This is a genomic window from Corynebacterium sp. 401_CJEI (assembly GCF_001076435.1).
Lineage (GTDB): Bacteria > Actinomycetota > Actinomycetes > Mycobacteriales > Mycobacteriaceae > Corynebacterium > Corynebacterium jeikeium_D.
The window spans coordinates 79,356-96,061 of the sequence record NZ_JVIP01000018.1 but is presented as its reverse complement, the minus strand read 5'-3'; the positions used below and the strand labels follow the sequence as shown (position 1 = coordinate 96,061).

The 16,706-nt window shown below is 60.0% G+C and carries 15 protein-coding genes; 3 read left to right on the top strand and 12 right to left on the bottom strand.

The features are described 5' to 3' along the window. Nucleotides 1-33: 33 nt before the first annotated feature. Genes ADM64_RS04345 through ADM64_RS04320 form a run of 6 tightly spaced genes read right to left on the bottom strand, consistent with a single transcriptional unit; the run spans nt 34 to nt 6,730 of the window. Complete coding sequence (locus tag ADM64_RS04345; RefSeq protein WP_042388422.1) at nt 34-462, bottom strand: hypothetical protein; 429 nt, start codon at nt 460-462, stop codon at nt 34-36. A gap of 55 nt (nt 463-517) precedes the next feature. Continuing rightward, a complete protein-coding gene (locus ADM64_RS04340; protein ID WP_016422112.1) occupies nt 518-2,254 on the bottom strand; it encodes a pyruvate dehydrogenase in 1,737 nt (578 codons plus the stop codon). A gap of 38 nt (nt 2,255-2,292) precedes the next feature. Then, nucleotides 2,293-2,772, bottom strand: a complete 480-nt coding sequence (rimI, locus tag ADM64_RS04335) for a ribosomal protein S18-alanine N-acetyltransferase (RefSeq protein ID WP_049190359.1) — start codon at nt 2,770-2,772, stop codon at nt 2,293-2,295. After that, nucleotides 2,769-3,419: a tRNA (adenosine(37)-N6)-threonylcarbamoyltransferase complex dimerization subunit type 1 TsaB gene (tsaB, locus tag ADM64_RS04330; RefSeq protein WP_049190362.1), complete on the bottom strand. Its 651-nt coding sequence runs from the start codon at nt 3,417-3,419 to the stop codon at nt 2,769-2,771. The genes rimI and tsaB overlap by 4 nt, the downstream gene beginning before the upstream one ends. A 30-nt stretch (nt 3,420-3,449) precedes the next feature. Further along, a complete protein-coding gene (gene alr / locus ADM64_RS04325) occupies nt 3,450-5,063 on the bottom strand; it encodes an alanine racemase (RefSeq protein WP_049193257.1) in 1,614 nt (537 codons plus the stop codon). Further along, on the bottom strand, nt 5,060-6,730 hold the full coding sequence (locus ADM64_RS04320) for an NAD(P)H-hydrate dehydratase (RefSeq protein ID WP_049193256.1): 1,671 nt from the start codon (nt 6,728-6,730) through the stop codon (nt 5,060-5,062). Before ADM64_RS04320 ends, alr begins: the two co-directional genes overlap by 4 nt. Before the next feature lie 24 nt (nt 6,731-6,754). Here ADM64_RS04320 and ADM64_RS04315 point away from each other — a divergent pair, with 24 nt between their 5' ends. Both ADM64_RS04315 and ADM64_RS04310 read left to right on the top strand, forming a co-directional pair. Then, complete coding sequence (locus tag ADM64_RS04315) at nt 6,755-7,816, top strand: esterase/lipase family protein (protein ID WP_049193254.1); 1,062 nt, start codon at nt 6,755-6,757, stop codon at nt 7,814-7,816. A 218-nt stretch (nt 7,817-8,034) separates the two neighbouring features. Beyond that, nucleotides 8,035-9,387, top strand: a complete 1,353-nt coding sequence (locus ADM64_RS04310; protein ID WP_049193253.1) for an HNH endonuclease signature motif containing protein — start codon at nt 8,035-8,037, stop codon at nt 9,385-9,387. Here the strand turns inward: ADM64_RS04310 and glmS are convergent. Then, the gene (glmS, locus tag ADM64_RS04305; protein WP_049193252.1) at nt 9,370-11,244 is read right to left on the bottom strand and encodes a glutamine--fructose-6-phosphate transaminase (isomerizing); all 1,875 of its coding nucleotides are present in this window, start codon (nt 11,242-11,244) and stop codon (nt 9,370-9,372) included. The genes ADM64_RS04310 and glmS overlap by 18 nt on opposite strands. Before the next feature lie 111 nt (nt 11,245-11,355). Between glmS and ADM64_RS04300 the strand changes: the two genes are divergently transcribed. Beyond that, nucleotides 11,356-12,207, top strand: a complete 852-nt coding sequence (locus ADM64_RS04300; protein ID WP_049169967.1) for a dienelactone hydrolase family protein — start codon at nt 11,356-11,358, stop codon at nt 12,205-12,207. 15 nt (nt 12,208-12,222) lie between these two features. On the opposite strand, the gene ADM64_RS04295 is transcribed toward ADM64_RS04300, so the two are convergent. The 5 genes from ADM64_RS04295 to ADM64_RS04275 all read right to left on the bottom strand — a co-directional run bounded on the left by ADM64_RS04295 (nt 12,223) and on the right by ADM64_RS04275 (nt 16,692). Further along, a complete protein-coding gene (locus tag ADM64_RS04295; RefSeq protein WP_049190377.1) occupies nt 12,223-12,504 on the bottom strand; it encodes a hypothetical protein in 282 nt (93 codons plus the stop codon). Next, nucleotides 12,504-13,766, bottom strand: a complete 1,263-nt coding sequence (locus tag ADM64_RS04290; RefSeq protein WP_241486329.1) for a hypothetical protein — start codon at nt 13,764-13,766, stop codon at nt 12,504-12,506. The genes ADM64_RS04295 and ADM64_RS04290 overlap by 1 nt, the downstream gene beginning before the upstream one ends. Nucleotides 13,767-13,798: 32 nt before the next feature. After that, the gene (locus ADM64_RS04285; protein WP_016422101.1) at nt 13,799-14,134 is read right to left on the bottom strand and encodes a hypothetical protein; all 336 of its coding nucleotides are present in this window, start codon (nt 14,132-14,134) and stop codon (nt 13,799-13,801) included. A gap of 101 nt (nt 14,135-14,235) precedes the next feature. Beyond that, nucleotides 14,236-15,426, bottom strand: a complete 1,191-nt coding sequence (locus tag ADM64_RS04280; RefSeq protein WP_049193250.1) for a hydroxymethylglutaryl-CoA synthase — start codon at nt 15,424-15,426, stop codon at nt 14,236-14,238. Between the two features lie 210 nt (nt 15,427-15,636). Next, nucleotides 15,637-16,692 carry a hydroxymethylglutaryl-CoA reductase (NADPH) gene (locus tag ADM64_RS04275; protein WP_016422099.1) on the bottom strand — a complete coding sequence of 352 codons (1,056 nt, stop codon included), beginning with the start codon at nt 16,690-16,692 and terminating at the stop codon, nt 15,637-15,639. Between the last annotated feature and the right edge of the window lie 14 nt (nt 16,693-16,706).

Genomic DNA, 16,706 nt, shown 5'->3' with positions numbered 1-16,706 from the left:
GCGCACCACCGGGTCGCTTACCAGCGACCGAGTTTAAATTTCGAGGCGACCGAGGTTCCGCACAGCGGCACGCCAGAGAGCGTATTCCTCTGGGTAGTCATCGCGGTAGTGGCGCACGGCGCGCATACCGTGCTTAATACGCTCGATTTCCTCGTCGCCGATATCCTTGCCCTCGGCGTCGACAAATACGACCGTTCCGCAAATTGCGGTGGTGGGGTCGGTAAAGAAAGCCGAGTTGCCCGTAGCAGCCTCATTGCGGCCGAGGGACGCGACCGGATTCGGTTCAGCGCCCTCAGCCTTGGCCGTCGGGTTGTAGAGAGCGGCGTAATCGGCGCCGTCTTCCTGAAACGCCACCGAAACACGGTCGGAGGAAACTCCGCCGAGGAATGTAGCAGCGGCCTCCAACTCAAATTCGACGATGCGATGCGTCAGGTCAGGGTTCACCAGAAAACCTTTAATCATGGAAACAGAGGTACCGCACCGCACCCGCTCCCGCATCTCGAGAGCGCTACCCCCACTATGGCCGCGGGATGTTGCGGAGGTTCGACCGTGCCATGTTGATCATCTGACCAACGCCGCCGCCGAAGACGGTGCGAGTAGCGGCCTTGGAGAATCCCATCAGCATGTCCCAGGTGATATTTGCCGGGATGGACAGGGCATTCGGGTCGGTGATCATGTCCACCAGCACCGGGCCGTCGTATGCCAGCGCCTCCTGAATCAGGCGAGGCGCATCGGCCGGATCTTCAATTCGGATGGCCTTGATACCCAACGACTCTGCGACTCCGGCGTAGTCCACTGCGTCGTGATCGGTCTCGTGCTCCGGCAGCCCCTGAACCAGCATTTCCAGCTTGACCATGCCGAGCGAGGAGTTGTTGAACACAAACATCTTGATGGGTAGCTGCTCCTGCTTCACGGTGATGAGCTCACCGAGCAGCATTGACAGGCCACCGTCACCGTTGAAGGTAATGACCTGACGGTCCCGGTCAGCAGCCTGCACACCAATGGCCTGCGACAGTGCATTGGCCATAGTGCCGTGACGGAAAGAACCAATCTGCTCTCGCTTGCCATTCGGCGTGACGTAGCGTGCAGCCCAGACATTGCCCATACCGGTATCGACGGTGAAGACGGCATCGTCATCGGCGTACTTATCAATCAGGTCGGCTACATACTCCGGGTGAATCGGGCGCATGTTCTCAACGTCGTGGGTGTATGCCTCGATGACGTGGCTGAGCAGGCGCTCGTGGTTCCGCAGCTGCTTGTCCAGGAAGGAGCGATCGGTCTTTTCATCCAGGTGCGGCAGGATGGTTTCGATTGTGGCAGCCACATCGCCGACGACTGGGTACTTCACCGTGGTACGACGACCGATGGCACGACCATCGATATCGACCTGTGCGACGTTCTTAGTCGGCAGGAAGTCGTTGTACGGGAAGTCAGTACCGAGCAGAATCAACAGATCAGCATCGTTGGAGGCATCGTGGCAGGCGCCGTAGCCCAGCAGGCCGGACATACCGACGTCATAGGGGTTGTCGTACTGGATGTACATCTTGCCACCCAGCGCATGTCCCACCGGCGACTTAATTTTCTCCGCAAGCTTGAGCACCTGTTCGCGGGCGTCCTTCACGCCTGCGCCACAGAAAAGCGTGACCGTTTTAGCCTCGTTGATTGCGTCGGCAAGCGCGGCGGCCTGACCGGCGTCAGGGAATACGACTGGGCGACCGCTGCTGATTGTGGAGGTGACGAACTCATCATTTTCCACTTCATGCGTTGTAATGTCGCCCGGCAGAACCAGCACGGAAACACCGTGGCCAGTCATGGTCGACTGGATAGCGTGATGCAAAACAACGCCACCCTGCTCAGCGGAGTTGACCATCTCGCAGTAACCGGAGCACTCGTTGAAGATGAACTCCGGATGGGTCTCCTGGAAGAAGTTCGAGCCAATCTGGCGGGAAGGAATGTGCGATGCCAGCGCCAGCACCTTTGCGCCGTTGCGGTGGGAGTCATACAGGCCCTGAATGAGGTGGGTATTACCCGGGCCGCAGGAGGCCGCACACACTGCTAATTCGCCGGTGACCAGGGACTCCGCGCCGGCGGCGAAGGCGGCAGCCTCTTCGTTGCGAACGTGCACCCACTCAATGGAGGACTCGCGCACAGCGTCGACAATGGGGTTCAAACTATCTCCAACGAGTCCGAAGATTCGCTTGACCCCCTGCTTCTCTAGGGTTTCTACGAGCTGTTTTGCAAAGGTTTTAGCCATGTGCCTGGTTTAACGCAGATTAGTCAATACGTCAACATCTAGCTGGCCAACTCAGGCCGACACATCGTGTACGCATCCGCCCCAGAGCCCGGATAATAGTTCTTTCGCAGCCCCATATTTTCGAAGCCATAGCGCCGATACATAGCGATTGCGGGTTCGTTATCTGTGCGAACTTCCAAAAACACCGGGCCCGGATCCTCCGCCACAGCTGCCATCAGCGCGTCCATCAGCTGCGTCCCAAAGCCCCGGCGCTGCCACTTCTTCCCCACCCCGATGGTGTGAATCTCGTATTCGGCGGCCCCCGCAGGCCCCAGCTTGGTAATCCCCGCATAGCCGCACAGTTCTTCGTCCTCGTCTACATCTGCAATCAGCCCGACGTAGAAATTGTTCGGCGCGGCCAGCTCTGCCATAAAGGCCGATTCCGGCCAGGGATCGTCGCCGGCAAACAGCTCCGCCTCAATCGCCGCACACGCCTTGGCCGCAGGAGGTCCGAGACGCACTAGCTTGACGACGCTCATCTCATAGCCTTCGGGACAACGGCATCCGGACGGCGCAAGTACAGCGGCACCAGTGGGCCCGGCGCGGAGTCAAAGTCGACCGCTTCAACCATGGCTGTCGGAGTGGGAAAGACTTGTTCGGCAGCAACCTCAAGCCCGGCAATTTGCTCGATGTGGCTGAGACTGCCGCGGGCCTGGCTCGGCGCGAAGTCGGCGGCTTCTGCTGCAAGTTCTTCCTTGAGCAGCTCCATGACGTCGGCTGGCTTGGCCACTGCCGGACCGAAAACCCGCTGGCCATCGCGGTAGGCGGCGAAGTACACCTCGCGGCGGCGGGCATCGGTGACGACCAGTTCATCGCCAACCCCACCCGCAAGCGAATCCAGGCTGCAGATGCCGTAGCAGGGAATTCCCAGAGCGTCGGCGAAGGAGGCTGCGGTGGCCATACCAACGCGCAAGCCCGTAAACGGCCCCGGCCCACAGCCGACAACCACGGCATCTAGCTCGGTTGCCGCCACCCCACTGTCAGTGAGGCACTGCTGAATCAGCGGCACCAGCACCTCGTTGTGCGCACGGGCATCCAGGTGCAGCTTTTCGGCCACGGTTTCACCATCGCGGACAATTCCCGCGGTGACCTGTGGAGTCGATGTGTCAACGGCCAAAATGTTCATACTCAGTAACCTACTTGAACCGACTTGAAGCTACTTGCTCCACGTCCAGGTGACGACGCGGGCATCGTCGTCACGCGAACGATCGATACTCACCTGTAGATAGCGCTCGGAGAGCACCTCGGCGAGCCCCATTCCCCACTCGGCGACCACGACGCTGTCCTCGAGGTCGGTATCCAAATCGAGCGAGTCCAGCGCATCGAAGGCCTCGCCATCGGAGCCGGGGCCCTCTTCGCCAAAGAGTCGATAGGCGTCGACGTGGATGAGGGTGACGCCGTCGGTTGCAAGCGGACGGTGCTCGCGGGCGATTGTGAACGTCGGCGACGTCACGCGACCGCGCACGTTCATGCCACGGGCGATGCCCTGCGTGAGGGTCGTTTTGCCCGCGCCGAGTGGGCCATCGAGAATCACCAGATCCCCAGCTGCCAACTCCCGGCCAATCTCCTCGCCGAGGTCACGCATGTCCTCTGCGGTTGGCGCGAGCCGGCTGCGCACCCACTTTCGCTCGCTACGCCCCTTCGGTGCGGTGAGGATTTCGTAGTTAATGGTGCCGGATGCCTCCGCGAGGTCATCGAGACCGGGCTCCCCCAGTGTGGGATCACCGACGATAACCGCAGTGTCGCCGGCCTCGACTTCGGTGTCGGGCCCCAGGTCGACGACGAATTGATCCATACACACGCGCCCTACCTGCGGATAGCGCGTGCCATTGATGCTGACCTCGAAATGCCCGGAGGCCGAGCGCATCATACCGTCGGCGTAGCCACAGGGCACGATGCCGATGGTGGTATCGCGGTCAGCTGTCCACGTCTGTCCGTAGGACACCGACTGCCCCGCCGGCAGCTTCTTGACCAATATGACCGACGCTTCCCACCTCATCGCCGGACGCAATCCATGGGTGATCCCCACAATTGGCTCGCCACCATAAATCGCCAGCCCTGGACGCACCATATCGAAGGCCAGGTCAGGACGTGACAACGATGCCGGCGAATTCGCCGCATGGTTAATCAGCTCGTCCAGCCCCGCCTCACGCAGTGCCGCAATCGCAGCACAGAAATTCTGTGCCTGCTTATCGACGCTCTCGTGGCCCGGCTCATCCGCGCACGCAAAGTGCGTGAAAGCACCGGTGACGTTCAGAGCACCGGTCTTGTGCAGCTCAACCAGCTGAGCGACCGCATGCTCAAAGTCCCCATTGGCCATAGAGAATCCCGAGCGCCCCAAGCCCGTATCGACCATCACCGTCACACGTGGTGTCACCGACAGCGCCCGCCCGGCATTGGCCACGGCCAGCGCATGAACCATCGACGGCAGACCGAGGTCAATATCTGCAGCCACAGCTCGCTGCACCAACGAGGTGGCCGCTGCGTCCCAGATCCAGGCAAGGATGGGGATGGCGTGGCCGTCGTCAAGCGTGGCGCGGAGTTCCTCGCGGAGGGAGAGCGCCTCGTCGATTGTTGCGACACCGAGCTGCGTTGCCCCGCCGGCCAGCGCGGCACGCGCGGTCTGCAGCGCACCCTGCGAGTAGCCGTCCGCCTTGACGACGGCCATGAATTCCGACACCCCTGCGATGGCCTTGACGGTCTTCACATTGTGGGTGATCGCGTCGAGATTAACGGTATGGGTCAGGATGGCTGGTGCCGAGGAAGTCATAGCCGTATTTTGCCACTGCTGCCTTCGTTGGTGAACCATGCGGTGGCATCTCGGATGGATTCGGCGATGTCCTGGGCGCTGCAGGGTGCTGGTCCGAACTCTGTCTGCGCGGCCAAAAATGCGGCGCGCGCATGAATAATTGCTGGTAGATAGAGGGCTTCGCCACGCGCTACCCAGGCGCCGAGGAGCCCGGACAGTACATCGCCAGAGCCCGGCGTGGCTGCCCAGGAGCTACCCGCGTCAACCACGACTGTGCGCTGCGTTGTCGGATTGACCATCACAGTGCGGCGTCCCTTGAGCAACACTTCGGAGGAGAACTGCTCGGCAAGTTCACGCGCATCTGCGATGGGGTTAGTGACCTCGTGCCCGGTCAGGCGCTCGAATTCACCGGCGTGCGGCGTGAGAACAGTGCGCAGGTTGCGCTCCTGGCCGCGCTCACGAACGAGCTGTCGGATGTCCTCATGCTTCGACAGCAGTGTCAGTGCGTCAGCGTCGATGACCACTGGTTTGTCAGTGGTCAGAATGTCTCGCAGTTCCTCGGCGGCTTTCTCATCAGTGCCCCGACCGGGACCGACGACCCAGGCATCGACGCGTACCTCTTTGCGATCCACCGAGTCCTGCTGCGCAATGACCGTCGGCAAGGCTGCGGTGATGCGGTTGCGTGCGGCCGCGTCGCCGACATAGATGACCGCGGGACTGGTCGCATGCACGGCAGCGGTGGCGCACAGCTGACCTGCGCCCGGATACGCTTCGCTTCCGGCAGCGATTCCTGTAACTCCAGTGGAGTACTTGTGGTCAGCTGCACCGGGTTCGAGCGGGGTCATCGCGCCAAGTGGTGCCGGAAAGCTCCCGCCTAGGGCTTCGTAGAACTCCACGGTCGGAGTCTGGTGGTGGACGGCATTGTAGGTACCGTTTTCATAGAGCGTCTGCCCCAGTCCTGGAAGTTCGAGGGAGAAGGCATCGAGCGCAATTTCGTGTAATTCGACGGTGCCACAGGATTCGGACAGCGAGTGCGCGTAGCGCAGACCGCCGAAAGTCACCGTTGTCGTGGCCTCCACGTGAGATGGCAAGTACGGGTTCTGTCTCTCCTCCAAATCAGGGTCTGGATTGATGGTCTGGGCAGGCGGGTCAAAAGTACGCCCAGTATCGGTTTCTACGCCGCTCGGCACATCAACCGCGAGAATGGGAACTTTGCCCAACCGCGCTTCGCGCACCAACCACGCGGCCTCTTCACGCAGCGCGCCGTGACCTCCGAGCCCCACGATGCCGTCGATGATCAGTGCGTAGTCTTCACTAATCGACCACAGAATCTTCGATAAATCCGTCTCCCGGTCACACCCCAACGGCAGCACCCGCCCACCTGCGAGTTCAAAAGCTTTCAGTGCCCGCTCGTGTGGCTTCGAGCCCAGCAAAACCGCATCCACGCCATGCCCATCCGAGGACAAGTTTCGGCCAGCATAGAGTGCATCGCCACCATTGCCTCCCGATCCAACCAACAGCAGCACGCGACCGCGACCAGGCTCCGGAGATGCCTCTGAGAGCATCCGCTCCGCCACCTCCGACACAGCGGCGGCTGCGTGGCGCATGAGTTCGTCGTCACGCGTTTGTGCGTCCAGATAGGGCTGTTCCGCGGCGCGAATTTCGGCAGCTGTGTAGCAGTACGTCATAAACCCAGCCTACGATTAGCCCCTATGGATGACTACTCCCCGAGCACGCGAGTTTTCGGCCCTCTACTGCGCGCCTTTCCCCAGGCATACCTGCGCTCGTTGCGTCATCCCGAATGGATCCCCCACGGCGTGCAGGACGTTCGCGAAATCCTCGACGGCAAAATCACTCCCGACCTGGACAGATACAACGGTCGCACACCAATTGTCCTGGTTCACGGCACCTGGATGAACTCGTTCAACTCCTTCGCCATGTTGGGGCCGTTCCTCGCCCGGAATCGCCCCGTATTCTCACTCGATTACGGCTCCGACCCCGCCACGCTGGTCAGCCGTCTCCGTAGCGTCAAAGCCACCACCGATTTAAGCGATGCGCTCGCCGAAGTCACCGACCTTCTCGACCGCTTCCGTGCCCACCTCTCCCTACCCCGCATCGACCTCATCGGTCATTCCCAGGGCGGTCTACACTGCCGCAGCTACGCCAACGCGAGCATCGATTCGCTTTACGACGAAGCTCTGAACCGTGGCCTCAACGAAGAAGCAGCCGAGCAGTACGCCTCCGACAACAGCCCCGTGCGGGCAGTCATCTCTCTTGCGGGAAACCACCGAGGCACTACTGCGTGGGGCATGCGCCGAAGGCTCAGTGCCCTTGAGCGATGCGGCCTACCGATGCACAAACTCGTCGACCGCCTTGTCGGCCGTGCCTGCATTCAACAGCTGCTGGACTCTGACTACATTGCGACTCTGAACCGCGCAGCGCGTGGCATTACCCGACGTGGTCCGCACTACCTGAATATCGGCACCCCTTTTGACACCGTGGTTCGCCCGTGGACCGGCGCCTTTTTGCCCGAACAAGAGGGTCACCACATTACGAACGTCAACAATGCCACTGGCGGTGGCGACTGGTCTGATCACCTCGCACTGCTCTACTCCCCCAATACGCTCGAACGCATTCACGAGTTCTTGGAGGAACTGGATGGCGCTGAAGCTGGTGATGTTCCGCATCATCCGCGACAGCGAGTCCTGCCTTTGTACGGCGCCCTGCCGAGGGGCCTCGGACGGAGGAGGCTCGGACGGAGGGGCCGGATCTAATTCAGCACAGAATTTTAGAACATATTTCCAGAATTCTATTGACAGTTTTTCAAACAGGTGTACGATTTGGGTTGTAGGGAAAATTTGTAAGCGAAAGTTCTTTGTCCGGTGCACAGGGGTTGGCGGGACTGGTTGACACAGCCTCTCCATGCTTCTCTCCACCACAGAACTCAATCTTCAATTCTCCGGCGGACACGTAGTAATCAGGGGGATAACCAATGTCATCGCCGCCCACAGAACTTCCAGCACCAGGTCAAAAGCCCTCATGGGCCAACCAGCAATCCGACGACCCGATTAGCCTCGCGGCCCGTGCCATCAACGCCGCAGACCTTCAACTGATCGATATCTGCGCTCCCGGTGAGGAGGTCGATGTCAATCACCATCTTGCCCGCATAAGCATTCGAACCGGCCTTAGCCGCGGCAAGTGTTCTACGCTGTGCGAAATTGCGCTGATGTTCGAACGCCTACCAAAAGTCCGGGCTCTCATCGAATCCACCTTCTGTTTCTCGTTAGCCCATCTCCGCGCCATCGCCAATGGCGTTGCCGGGCTGTCACCAGATCAGTTCGACACGGTAGAGCCCCATCTTTTGGAAATGCTCACTCCGACGCGACCTCGACAAGCAATGGTTGGTGTCTACACGCTGTCTCGTCTAATCGGCGACTTGGTTTCTGAGTACAACGACTGCGCCCGCAACGACGGCACCCAACGGGTTCCAGAAGGCGAAGCGGTCGCACTCTCCGACACGGGCGATGGCAAGCACAAAAAGGTCACAGCAATCCTTGAAAACGACCGCGCGACCGAGCTCATGGCCAGGATTCAGGGGATTCGCAACACAGCAATCAATCGTGGTGAACAGTGCACGCAGGCGGAAGCGCTACTACAGCTGGCACAGAAATCGACCAATGCCGAGATTGTCATCAATGTCTACCGCGAGGTCGGCGGTGGGCCAGCATGGATTGATGGCGTCGGCTGGTTGAGCGAGGTAGCCACCGAAGAATGGCTTGCTCGCGCAACTCACATCCGTATCTCCGCCGACAGCAAGGTGGATGGTTACCGCCCCACTGAGAGCCAGGTGGCTCGCGTCCGTGGGCGTGACGGTACCTGCCGCTTCCCCGGCTGCGACGTCCCGGCAGCCAAGTGCGACCTGGACCATATTCAGCCGTACAACCACGACAATCCCAAGCAGGGCGGGCCGACTGACACTGAGAATCTGCACTGTCTCTGCCGCCGACACCACAATCTAAAAACGCACGAGGGCTGGGATATCGACAGATACCCCGACGGAACAGAAGTGTGGACTTCCCGTAATGGGGACACCGCGACTAGCGTTCCGGTTGGGCCGCTAAAGAACGTCGGCAAGCAAACTTTTCATCAGCGTGTGACACGGAAGATGAAGACGATTCAGAAACGCAACCTCGATTGGATGTTGTCATTTTGCCATGTATCCGATGAGGTCTGGGACCTATCCGAGGAAGAAGCAAAACGCATCGAGTCCCTCACGGATGAAGAACTCGATGCGGAGATTGAGCAGTACCGACGAAAGCAGGACGAACTACTCGACGGTGACTGACTTAGCCAGGTTGCGCGGCTTATCGATGTCCTCGTTACCGCACTGGCGAGCGATCTCAGCTGCCAGGAACTGCATCGGAATCGTAGACAACAGCGGCTGGAGCAGCGTGGACGTCTCCGGGATTTCAATCAGGTAGTTCGCAAAAGGAACCACCGACTGATCCCCTTCTTCGGCAATCACGATGGTCTTGGCACCACGGGCACGAATCTCCTGGATGTTGGAGACAATCTTGGAGTGCAGCACGGCGCGCCCCTTCGGCGATGGCACTACGACGACGACCGGAAGATCATCCTCGATGAGTGCAATTGGGCCATGCTTGAGCTCGCCTGCCGGGAACCCCTCTGCGTGAATGTAGGCAAGCTCCTTGAGCTTCAGCGCACCCTCAAGTGCGACTGGGAAACCAACGTGACGGCCGAGGAAGAGCATCGTCGGAATAGCACCGATTTCCTTGGCCGTGTCGATGAACTCATCGCCCTTAGCGACGACCTTGTCAATCAGTGCCGGGATGGTCTCCAGCTCTTCAAACTCGCGAGTGACCTCGTCCGGGTACTTAGTGCCGCGTGCCTGGGCAAGAGCCAAACCGACCAGGTAGTTTGCGGCTACCTGCGCCAGGAACGACTTGGTTGCAGCAACACCAATCTCCGGGCCGGCGTGCGTATAGAGCACGGCGTCAGACTCACGTGGAATCTGTGCACCGTTGGTGTTACAGACAGCCAGCACGCGGGCGCCCTGGCTCTTTGCGTGTCGCACGGCCTCAAGGGTGTCAGCAGTCTCGCCCGACTGCGAAATAGCGACCACCAGCGTCTGGCGGTCCAGCACCGGATCGCGGTAGCGGAACTCGGACGCGACCTCAATCTCGACCGGGATACGAACCCAGTGCTCAATGGCGTACTTGGCCAACAAACCGGAGTGGTATGCGGTACCACAGGCGACGACGAAGACCTTCTCGATGTCACGCAGATCTTGGTCACTCAGGCGGGACTCGTCGAGAACGATGCGGCCGTCAACGAGGTGACCGGCCAACGTATCGCGGACGGCGGCAGCCTGCTCGTGGATTTCCTTCATCATGAAGGAGTCATAGCCACCCTTTTCGGCTGCGGCGAGATCCCAGTCGATGGTGAATGGTCGACCCTGCTGCTCGTTGCCGGCGAAATCCAGGATGCGGTAATCATCTGCGGTGATGATGACGACGTTGTCCTGACCCAGCTCCACGGCCTCGCGGGTGTGTGCGATGAAAGCCGCAACATCGGAGCCGAGGAACATTTCGTTTTCGCCCACACCGACAATCAGCGGAGTGGAGCGACGAGCAGCGATGATGCGGTCCGGGTGGTCTGCATGAGTAAACAGCAGCGTAAAAGCACCCTCGAGGCGGTTGAGCACGGACAGCGCAGAGGCCTCGAAATCACCAGCGGTAGATCCGCCGTCGGAACCGTCCAGGGCACGGGCGAGCATGTGCGCGGCGACCTCGGAGTCGGTTTCGGACTTCAGCTCAATGCCGGCATCCTCCAGCTCCTGACGTAGCGGAGCAAAGTTCTCGATAATGCCGTTGTGGACGATAGCCACCTTGCCGTCATAGGACTGGTGTGGGTGGGCATTCTCATCAATTGGGCGACCGTGGGTAGCCCAGCGGGTGTGCCCAATTCCGGTGGTTCCAGTGATTTTGTCGCGCCCATCCGCATCAAGGGCAGCCTCGAGGTTGGCGAGTTTACCGGCCTTCTTCTCTACAGTGATATGCCCCTGATCGTCGACAATGGCAACCCCCGCGGAGTCATAGCCACGGTATTCCATGCGTCGTAGCGCATCGACAGCAATATCCAGGGCGGGCTGATGGCCCACATATCCAACGATTCCACACATGTCCTACAGAATAACCCGCGAAGCGGAAAATCGTCATAACGAAATAGACATTCTCGCTCATCCTGGCACTTTTTCAGCAAAGGTATGCACCTTATAGTTAAGCTATTCACTGTGGCTGACAACTTGAAGACTCTGACATCTAATCTTTCCAAGCGTGGACCGCACCGCGTCATGGTCGGTGATCTCGCTTTTACTGGCCTGCCGGGAAAGGTCTACACGCCTGCCGAGGGCAATGGCATCCCCGGTATCGCCTTCGCACACGATTGGCGCACACCGATTGAGGAGTACCACGCCACGCTGCGTCACCTAGCTTCGTGGGGCATCGCGGTCGCTGCTCCGGACACCGAAAATGGCATCGTGGCAGATCACCGTGGTCTCGCCAACGATTTGGAGACAGCGCTCCAGATTCTCGCTGGTGTCCGCCTCGGAGAGGGCAAGGTCGTCGTCCACCCGAAGAAACTCGGCGTTGCCGGCCACGGCATGGGCGCTGGCGTAGCCGTCCTCGCCGCCGCTGGTCACGACCTCATCTCCGGCGTTGGCTGCGTCTTCCCCGCAACTACCGCGCCTTCCTCCAGCGCCGCTGCAACTAATGTCTCGGCTCCGGGCCTCGTCCTGGCCCCTGGCGAGGATCAGTGGCTCGATCGCGGTAACCCGGCTCGCCTGGCTGTTCAGTGGAAGGGCGATGTCGTTTACCGCGAAGTAGACAAGGCTGACCAGGGCAGCTTCTCGGAGACAACTCTTCTCCGTCGTCTAGCGGGCTTCTCTTCCTCCAAGGTGAAGTACCAGGAGGTCGCGCGCGCCGCACTCACAGGCTTCCTGCTGGCCACGGTCGGTGACGACAAGAAGTACTCGGATTTCGCAGACCCGACCGCCACTATCAAGGGCACAACTAACCGCGACATGGAGTGGCTCATCAAGGAGCTGCCGGAAAACCCGGAGCACTCGCTGATTCCCGGCAAGTAGTCACTAGGCCACGCTTCAGGACACGCCCCGAATCGACTTCACCGTCGGCGTCCCTTTCCCCGCCCGCCCGAACAACCGCGTAACGGTTCCCTTCGGTCGGGCGGTTTTTTGTTGCTTTTCGACGCCCGCCGCCACCTCCCTCTCCTTAATTTCGCGTGCTTTACGACGCTCCTCCAAACCCTGCAATTCTTTCTGTGCCCTCTGTACCGCCGTATCGAACTCCTGCCTAGTCATTGCAGCAGCGTCGTAATAGGCCTGCCCAATCCGGTCATATTTCGCGGCATGCTTACTCCCCATTACCACTCACCTGCCGTTGGCGAATTAACCGCGCCCACAAGCTCCTGGGCGTTGGGCTGCTCAGGGGGCTCGGGCACAGCTGAAGCAGATTCCTGCACTGATGCTGCCGAATCCTGGGCTGGTGCTGGCTGCGGCTCTGCTTGTGGTTTTGGCTGCGGTTCCGCTCGCTGTTCTGCTTGCGGCTCCTGTGGCAGCTCGATTCCCAGGTGCTTTAGTTTCTCAGCTGGAGGAGGCGGTTCAGGAACATTTTCAGGTTCGGGCTCGGGTTCAGGTTCGGGCTTGGGTTCTGGTTCGGGCTCGGGTTCAGGTTCGGGTTCCGGCACACAGTCCTCCGGCGCAGGAGCTGGTGCTGGTGCTGGCGCTGGCGCAGGCGCCTGTTCGCACACTGGCTCTTCCGTCTCCGTGCACATGTCTAAGTTGAGCAGTGAGGACGCGACACTGCCTGCAACCCCGACAGCTCCCGCAATTCCAGCGAAACTGGCCGCCCCGGCAGCGCCAATGGCACCTCCAACGGATATTCCAGCAGCAACGCCTGCCTCTATCCCAATATCAACGTTGGCAACGACCCCAATTCCACCAGCGGTAGCACCGTTGCCACCGGTTACAGTAGCTCCTTCGCCACTCCCAGACTCAGCCACCTCTGCACAGGCCGCCGAGGTAGCACCCGAACTGGCTGGAACAGTAGGAGGCTGCGGCGGGGTGGCGACCACCGCGGCCTCAGTGTCACACGCTGCCTGCTCAAGACACTGCTCGATGCAACTATTACGCGCATCGTAGAGCTGACCAGTGGAGTCGACGAGACTGTTACACACCTGCTGGGCCACTTGTGCGGCTTCGGCGCCGACCTCCGGATCGTCGACAAGCGCTTCGCACTGAGAGAGGACGCCGTCGGTTTGCTCGGCCATATCTTCGGCCTGCTTTTCGCAATCCTCAAGGACCTCGTCGACTTTCTTGCCGCACTCGCCGACGCTCTGCGCGCCATTGGCGGACTGCTCATCCTGATTCGCACAGTCCTGCGCGGCTTTATCACAGCGTTCCTTGGCGGCGTCGGCGGCATCGCCTTTCAAACCGCCCCAATCGAAAGCCATAGCAATAGTTATCGCGGAGGCTATCAACCCCACGGAGTTAGAGAACTTGGATAGGGCGCTGCCCTTCCAGCCGTCAGCGCGTCGCACCTTATCCAAGACTTTGGGCAGATTCTTGCCGATGCCGCCAACCCCGCGCTTGGCTCCAATACGGCTTCCACGGCCAATAACACGCACCAATATCGGAAGAATTCGAGCAACCCATGGCATCAGTCCACGACCTCAATTCCACCGAGGTCGGCGCTCCCGTCGCTGTCACAGCCTGCAAAGACACGCCACTGTTCCCGCACTGCCGGAGCATGATTGCCAAGTCCCGCGTACATCGATTGCCCGTGCTCACGCAGCCTCGCTGCCGCCTGCTGCAGACGGCGCCCCTGGGCGGCAAAACCCTGGCCACAGTCTGCTGCGGAAATATCAGGAGCGCTTCCCCACCGCTCATGGCCTTCACGGCCGCGCTGCTCGATCTCTCGGGCAGCCGCTGTCACTGCATCTTCCGAAAAGTGCAGCAAGCCTCCGCCACTGCCTCCAGTAAAACGTGCGGACACGAAAAATCCCCTTCCCCGCGAAAAACAGTTCTTATTACTGTTAGGCGCGAAAGAAGGGGATTCGGTTCCGTTGAGGTACTAGCGCGGGTGCCCCCGGGGGGCTAACGAGCGCGGTAGATGCGCTTACACCCCTCAACACCAGTGAAGCTGAATGGGCCGGTGCCAATCAGGGCGTCGTCTCCCAGGTTGGAGTACTCACCCGGATCTTCATGCGTCACCTGAGCGTGGCGGTAGTAGGTCGAATCATCGAGCTTTACGCGTTCATCCAGTTCACGAGCATTATCTTCGGCGCGCAGCTGGGACTCGTAGCCCTCGACCACATTGCCGGTGAGGAACTCAGCAACCGAGCCGGAACCATAGGAGACAACAGCGACCTTCTTACCAGCCAGGTCCTTCTCGGTGTCCAGCAGCGAGAGCAGGCCGAAGTAGGCCGATGCTGTGTAGGAGTTACCGATGATGCGGTTGTACTCAGTAGTTGGGCCGAGCTGGCGGGCCTCGTCCTCTGCGGTGAGCTCCACACCGTTATTGGCCGAAAGCTGCCGGTGCGCCTTGTAGGCCATTTTGGTAAACGGCTGGTGGTAGCTGAAGTAGTCAATCTCGCTGAAGTCCACACCGCCGCGGGCACGGTAGTCCTCGTAAGCACCCTGAACAGCGTCGATGTAAGCACTAATAGAGAGCTTGCCCTCCACCAACGCCTGGCTGCGGTGGTTCGGACGCCAGAAGTCCATAACTTCGCGGGTAAAGACGCCCGAAGCCGCATCGATAGCCAGGATGCGCGGATTAGCGGTCACCAGCATGGCTACAGCACCTGCACCCTGGGTCGGCTCCGCAGCGGAGTCCAGGTCATAGCGGGCAATGTCGGAGGCGACAACGATGACCTTCTCCTCCGGATTGCGGGCCACCAGAGCGCACGCGAACTGCAGCGCCGCGGTACCGGAGTAGCAGGCCTGCTTCAGCTCGACAGAGCGCGCATGCGGGTCAAGACCGACCAACTCATGCACATAGACAGCAGCGGCCTTCGACTGGTCAATACCGGTCTCAGTGGCGAACATGATGGTGCGCACGCCGTCGATACCGTGGCGGTCGACGATCTTCTTCACCGCGGTCGCGGCCATCGTCACCGGATCTTCATCAGAGGCAACCACGCTGGAGCGTTCCTGCCCCAGGCCCTTGTGGTACTTTGCCGGTTCCGCTCCGAGTCGGGGCGCAATATCGGCGAGGTCAATGCAGTACGAACCCGTCGCAAAGGCGATGTCATCAATACCGATCGGGGTCACATTGCTTGTTGTCATCAAAACCGTGCCTTCACTACCTCTACAGATTTTTAAGAAATAACGGGCAACGAAACATCCCTATGTCATCAGAACGGCCATCAGAGCAGTCATCAGACCACGGGATATTTTGCCCACAAAATGTTAATTGCCTACTACAGAAATCTAGCGCGTTTACCTGAGATTTGTCTTAGGTTTTGCGAATTGTCGCAAACGACTATTCACAAACCACTACTTCGCACGCTCGATAGAAACGTGCGCCTCCATCAGCTCACCCGGGTTCGTCTGTGCCGCGAGCAGGGAAAGCTCACCACACCAGACGATTGCCGCGCAGCACGCTGCTAGACGACGGGCATTCTCGCCCGGCTCACGGTCCTCCTTGCAGCCCAGCGCTGTGAGATTCTTCTCCACGAAGTCCAAGCCCTTGCCGTTGCCCACGGAACCGACGATCAAATGTGGCAGGGTGCAGCTAAAGCGCACGGAGCCGTCGTCAAGCGCCTCTACCTGCGTCAGTCCCTGCGAGCCTTCGACGATATTCGCAGCGTCCTGACCGGTAGCGAGGTAAAAGCCCAGCAACATATTGGCGTAGTGCGCATTACCGCTGCGCAGTGAGCCCGCCATGATGGAGCCGACGAGGTTCTTGCGTTCGTTGAGCTCAGCCAGGCGCTTGGCGGTAGTGCGCAGACGCTCGCGGACAACCGGCTCCGGAATGACGGCCTCGGCGATCACGTACTTACCGCGGCCCAGAATGCCATTGACGGCGGAGGTCTTCTTATCGGTGCAGTAGTTGCCCGAGATGGAGCCATAGCCCAACTCTGGCATCTGCTCCATCAGGTAGGACATCAAACGCTCAGACGCCAGCGTGGCCATGTTGTGGCCCGAGGCATCACCGGAGAAGAAGTCAAAGCGGACAAAGAGAAGACGCGATGCGATCTGGAAGTGAATATCTACCAGCTTGGCAAAACGCGAGGAGGACTCCACGACCTTCTTCAGCTCGTCATAACGAGACAGGATGTTGTCGCGCGCAATGACGGCATCCGCTGCCGAGTCGAGAGTGAAAATCACCGATCGGGTCATCTTCTCACCGACGAAAGTGCAGGTAATGCCACCTTCGATCATGCGGGAGACCTTCGCACCGCGACCACACGACGGCCACAGCGGGGTCTCGTAAGTCGCCAGCGGAATCTTCACCTCGTCATTCATGACGTTGCCACTAATGCGCACCGGACCAATCCAGCTCAGCGGTACGTGTGCATATTCCAGGTCGTGCGAGCTCTTTTCAGCCATTGTCCTAAGCGACC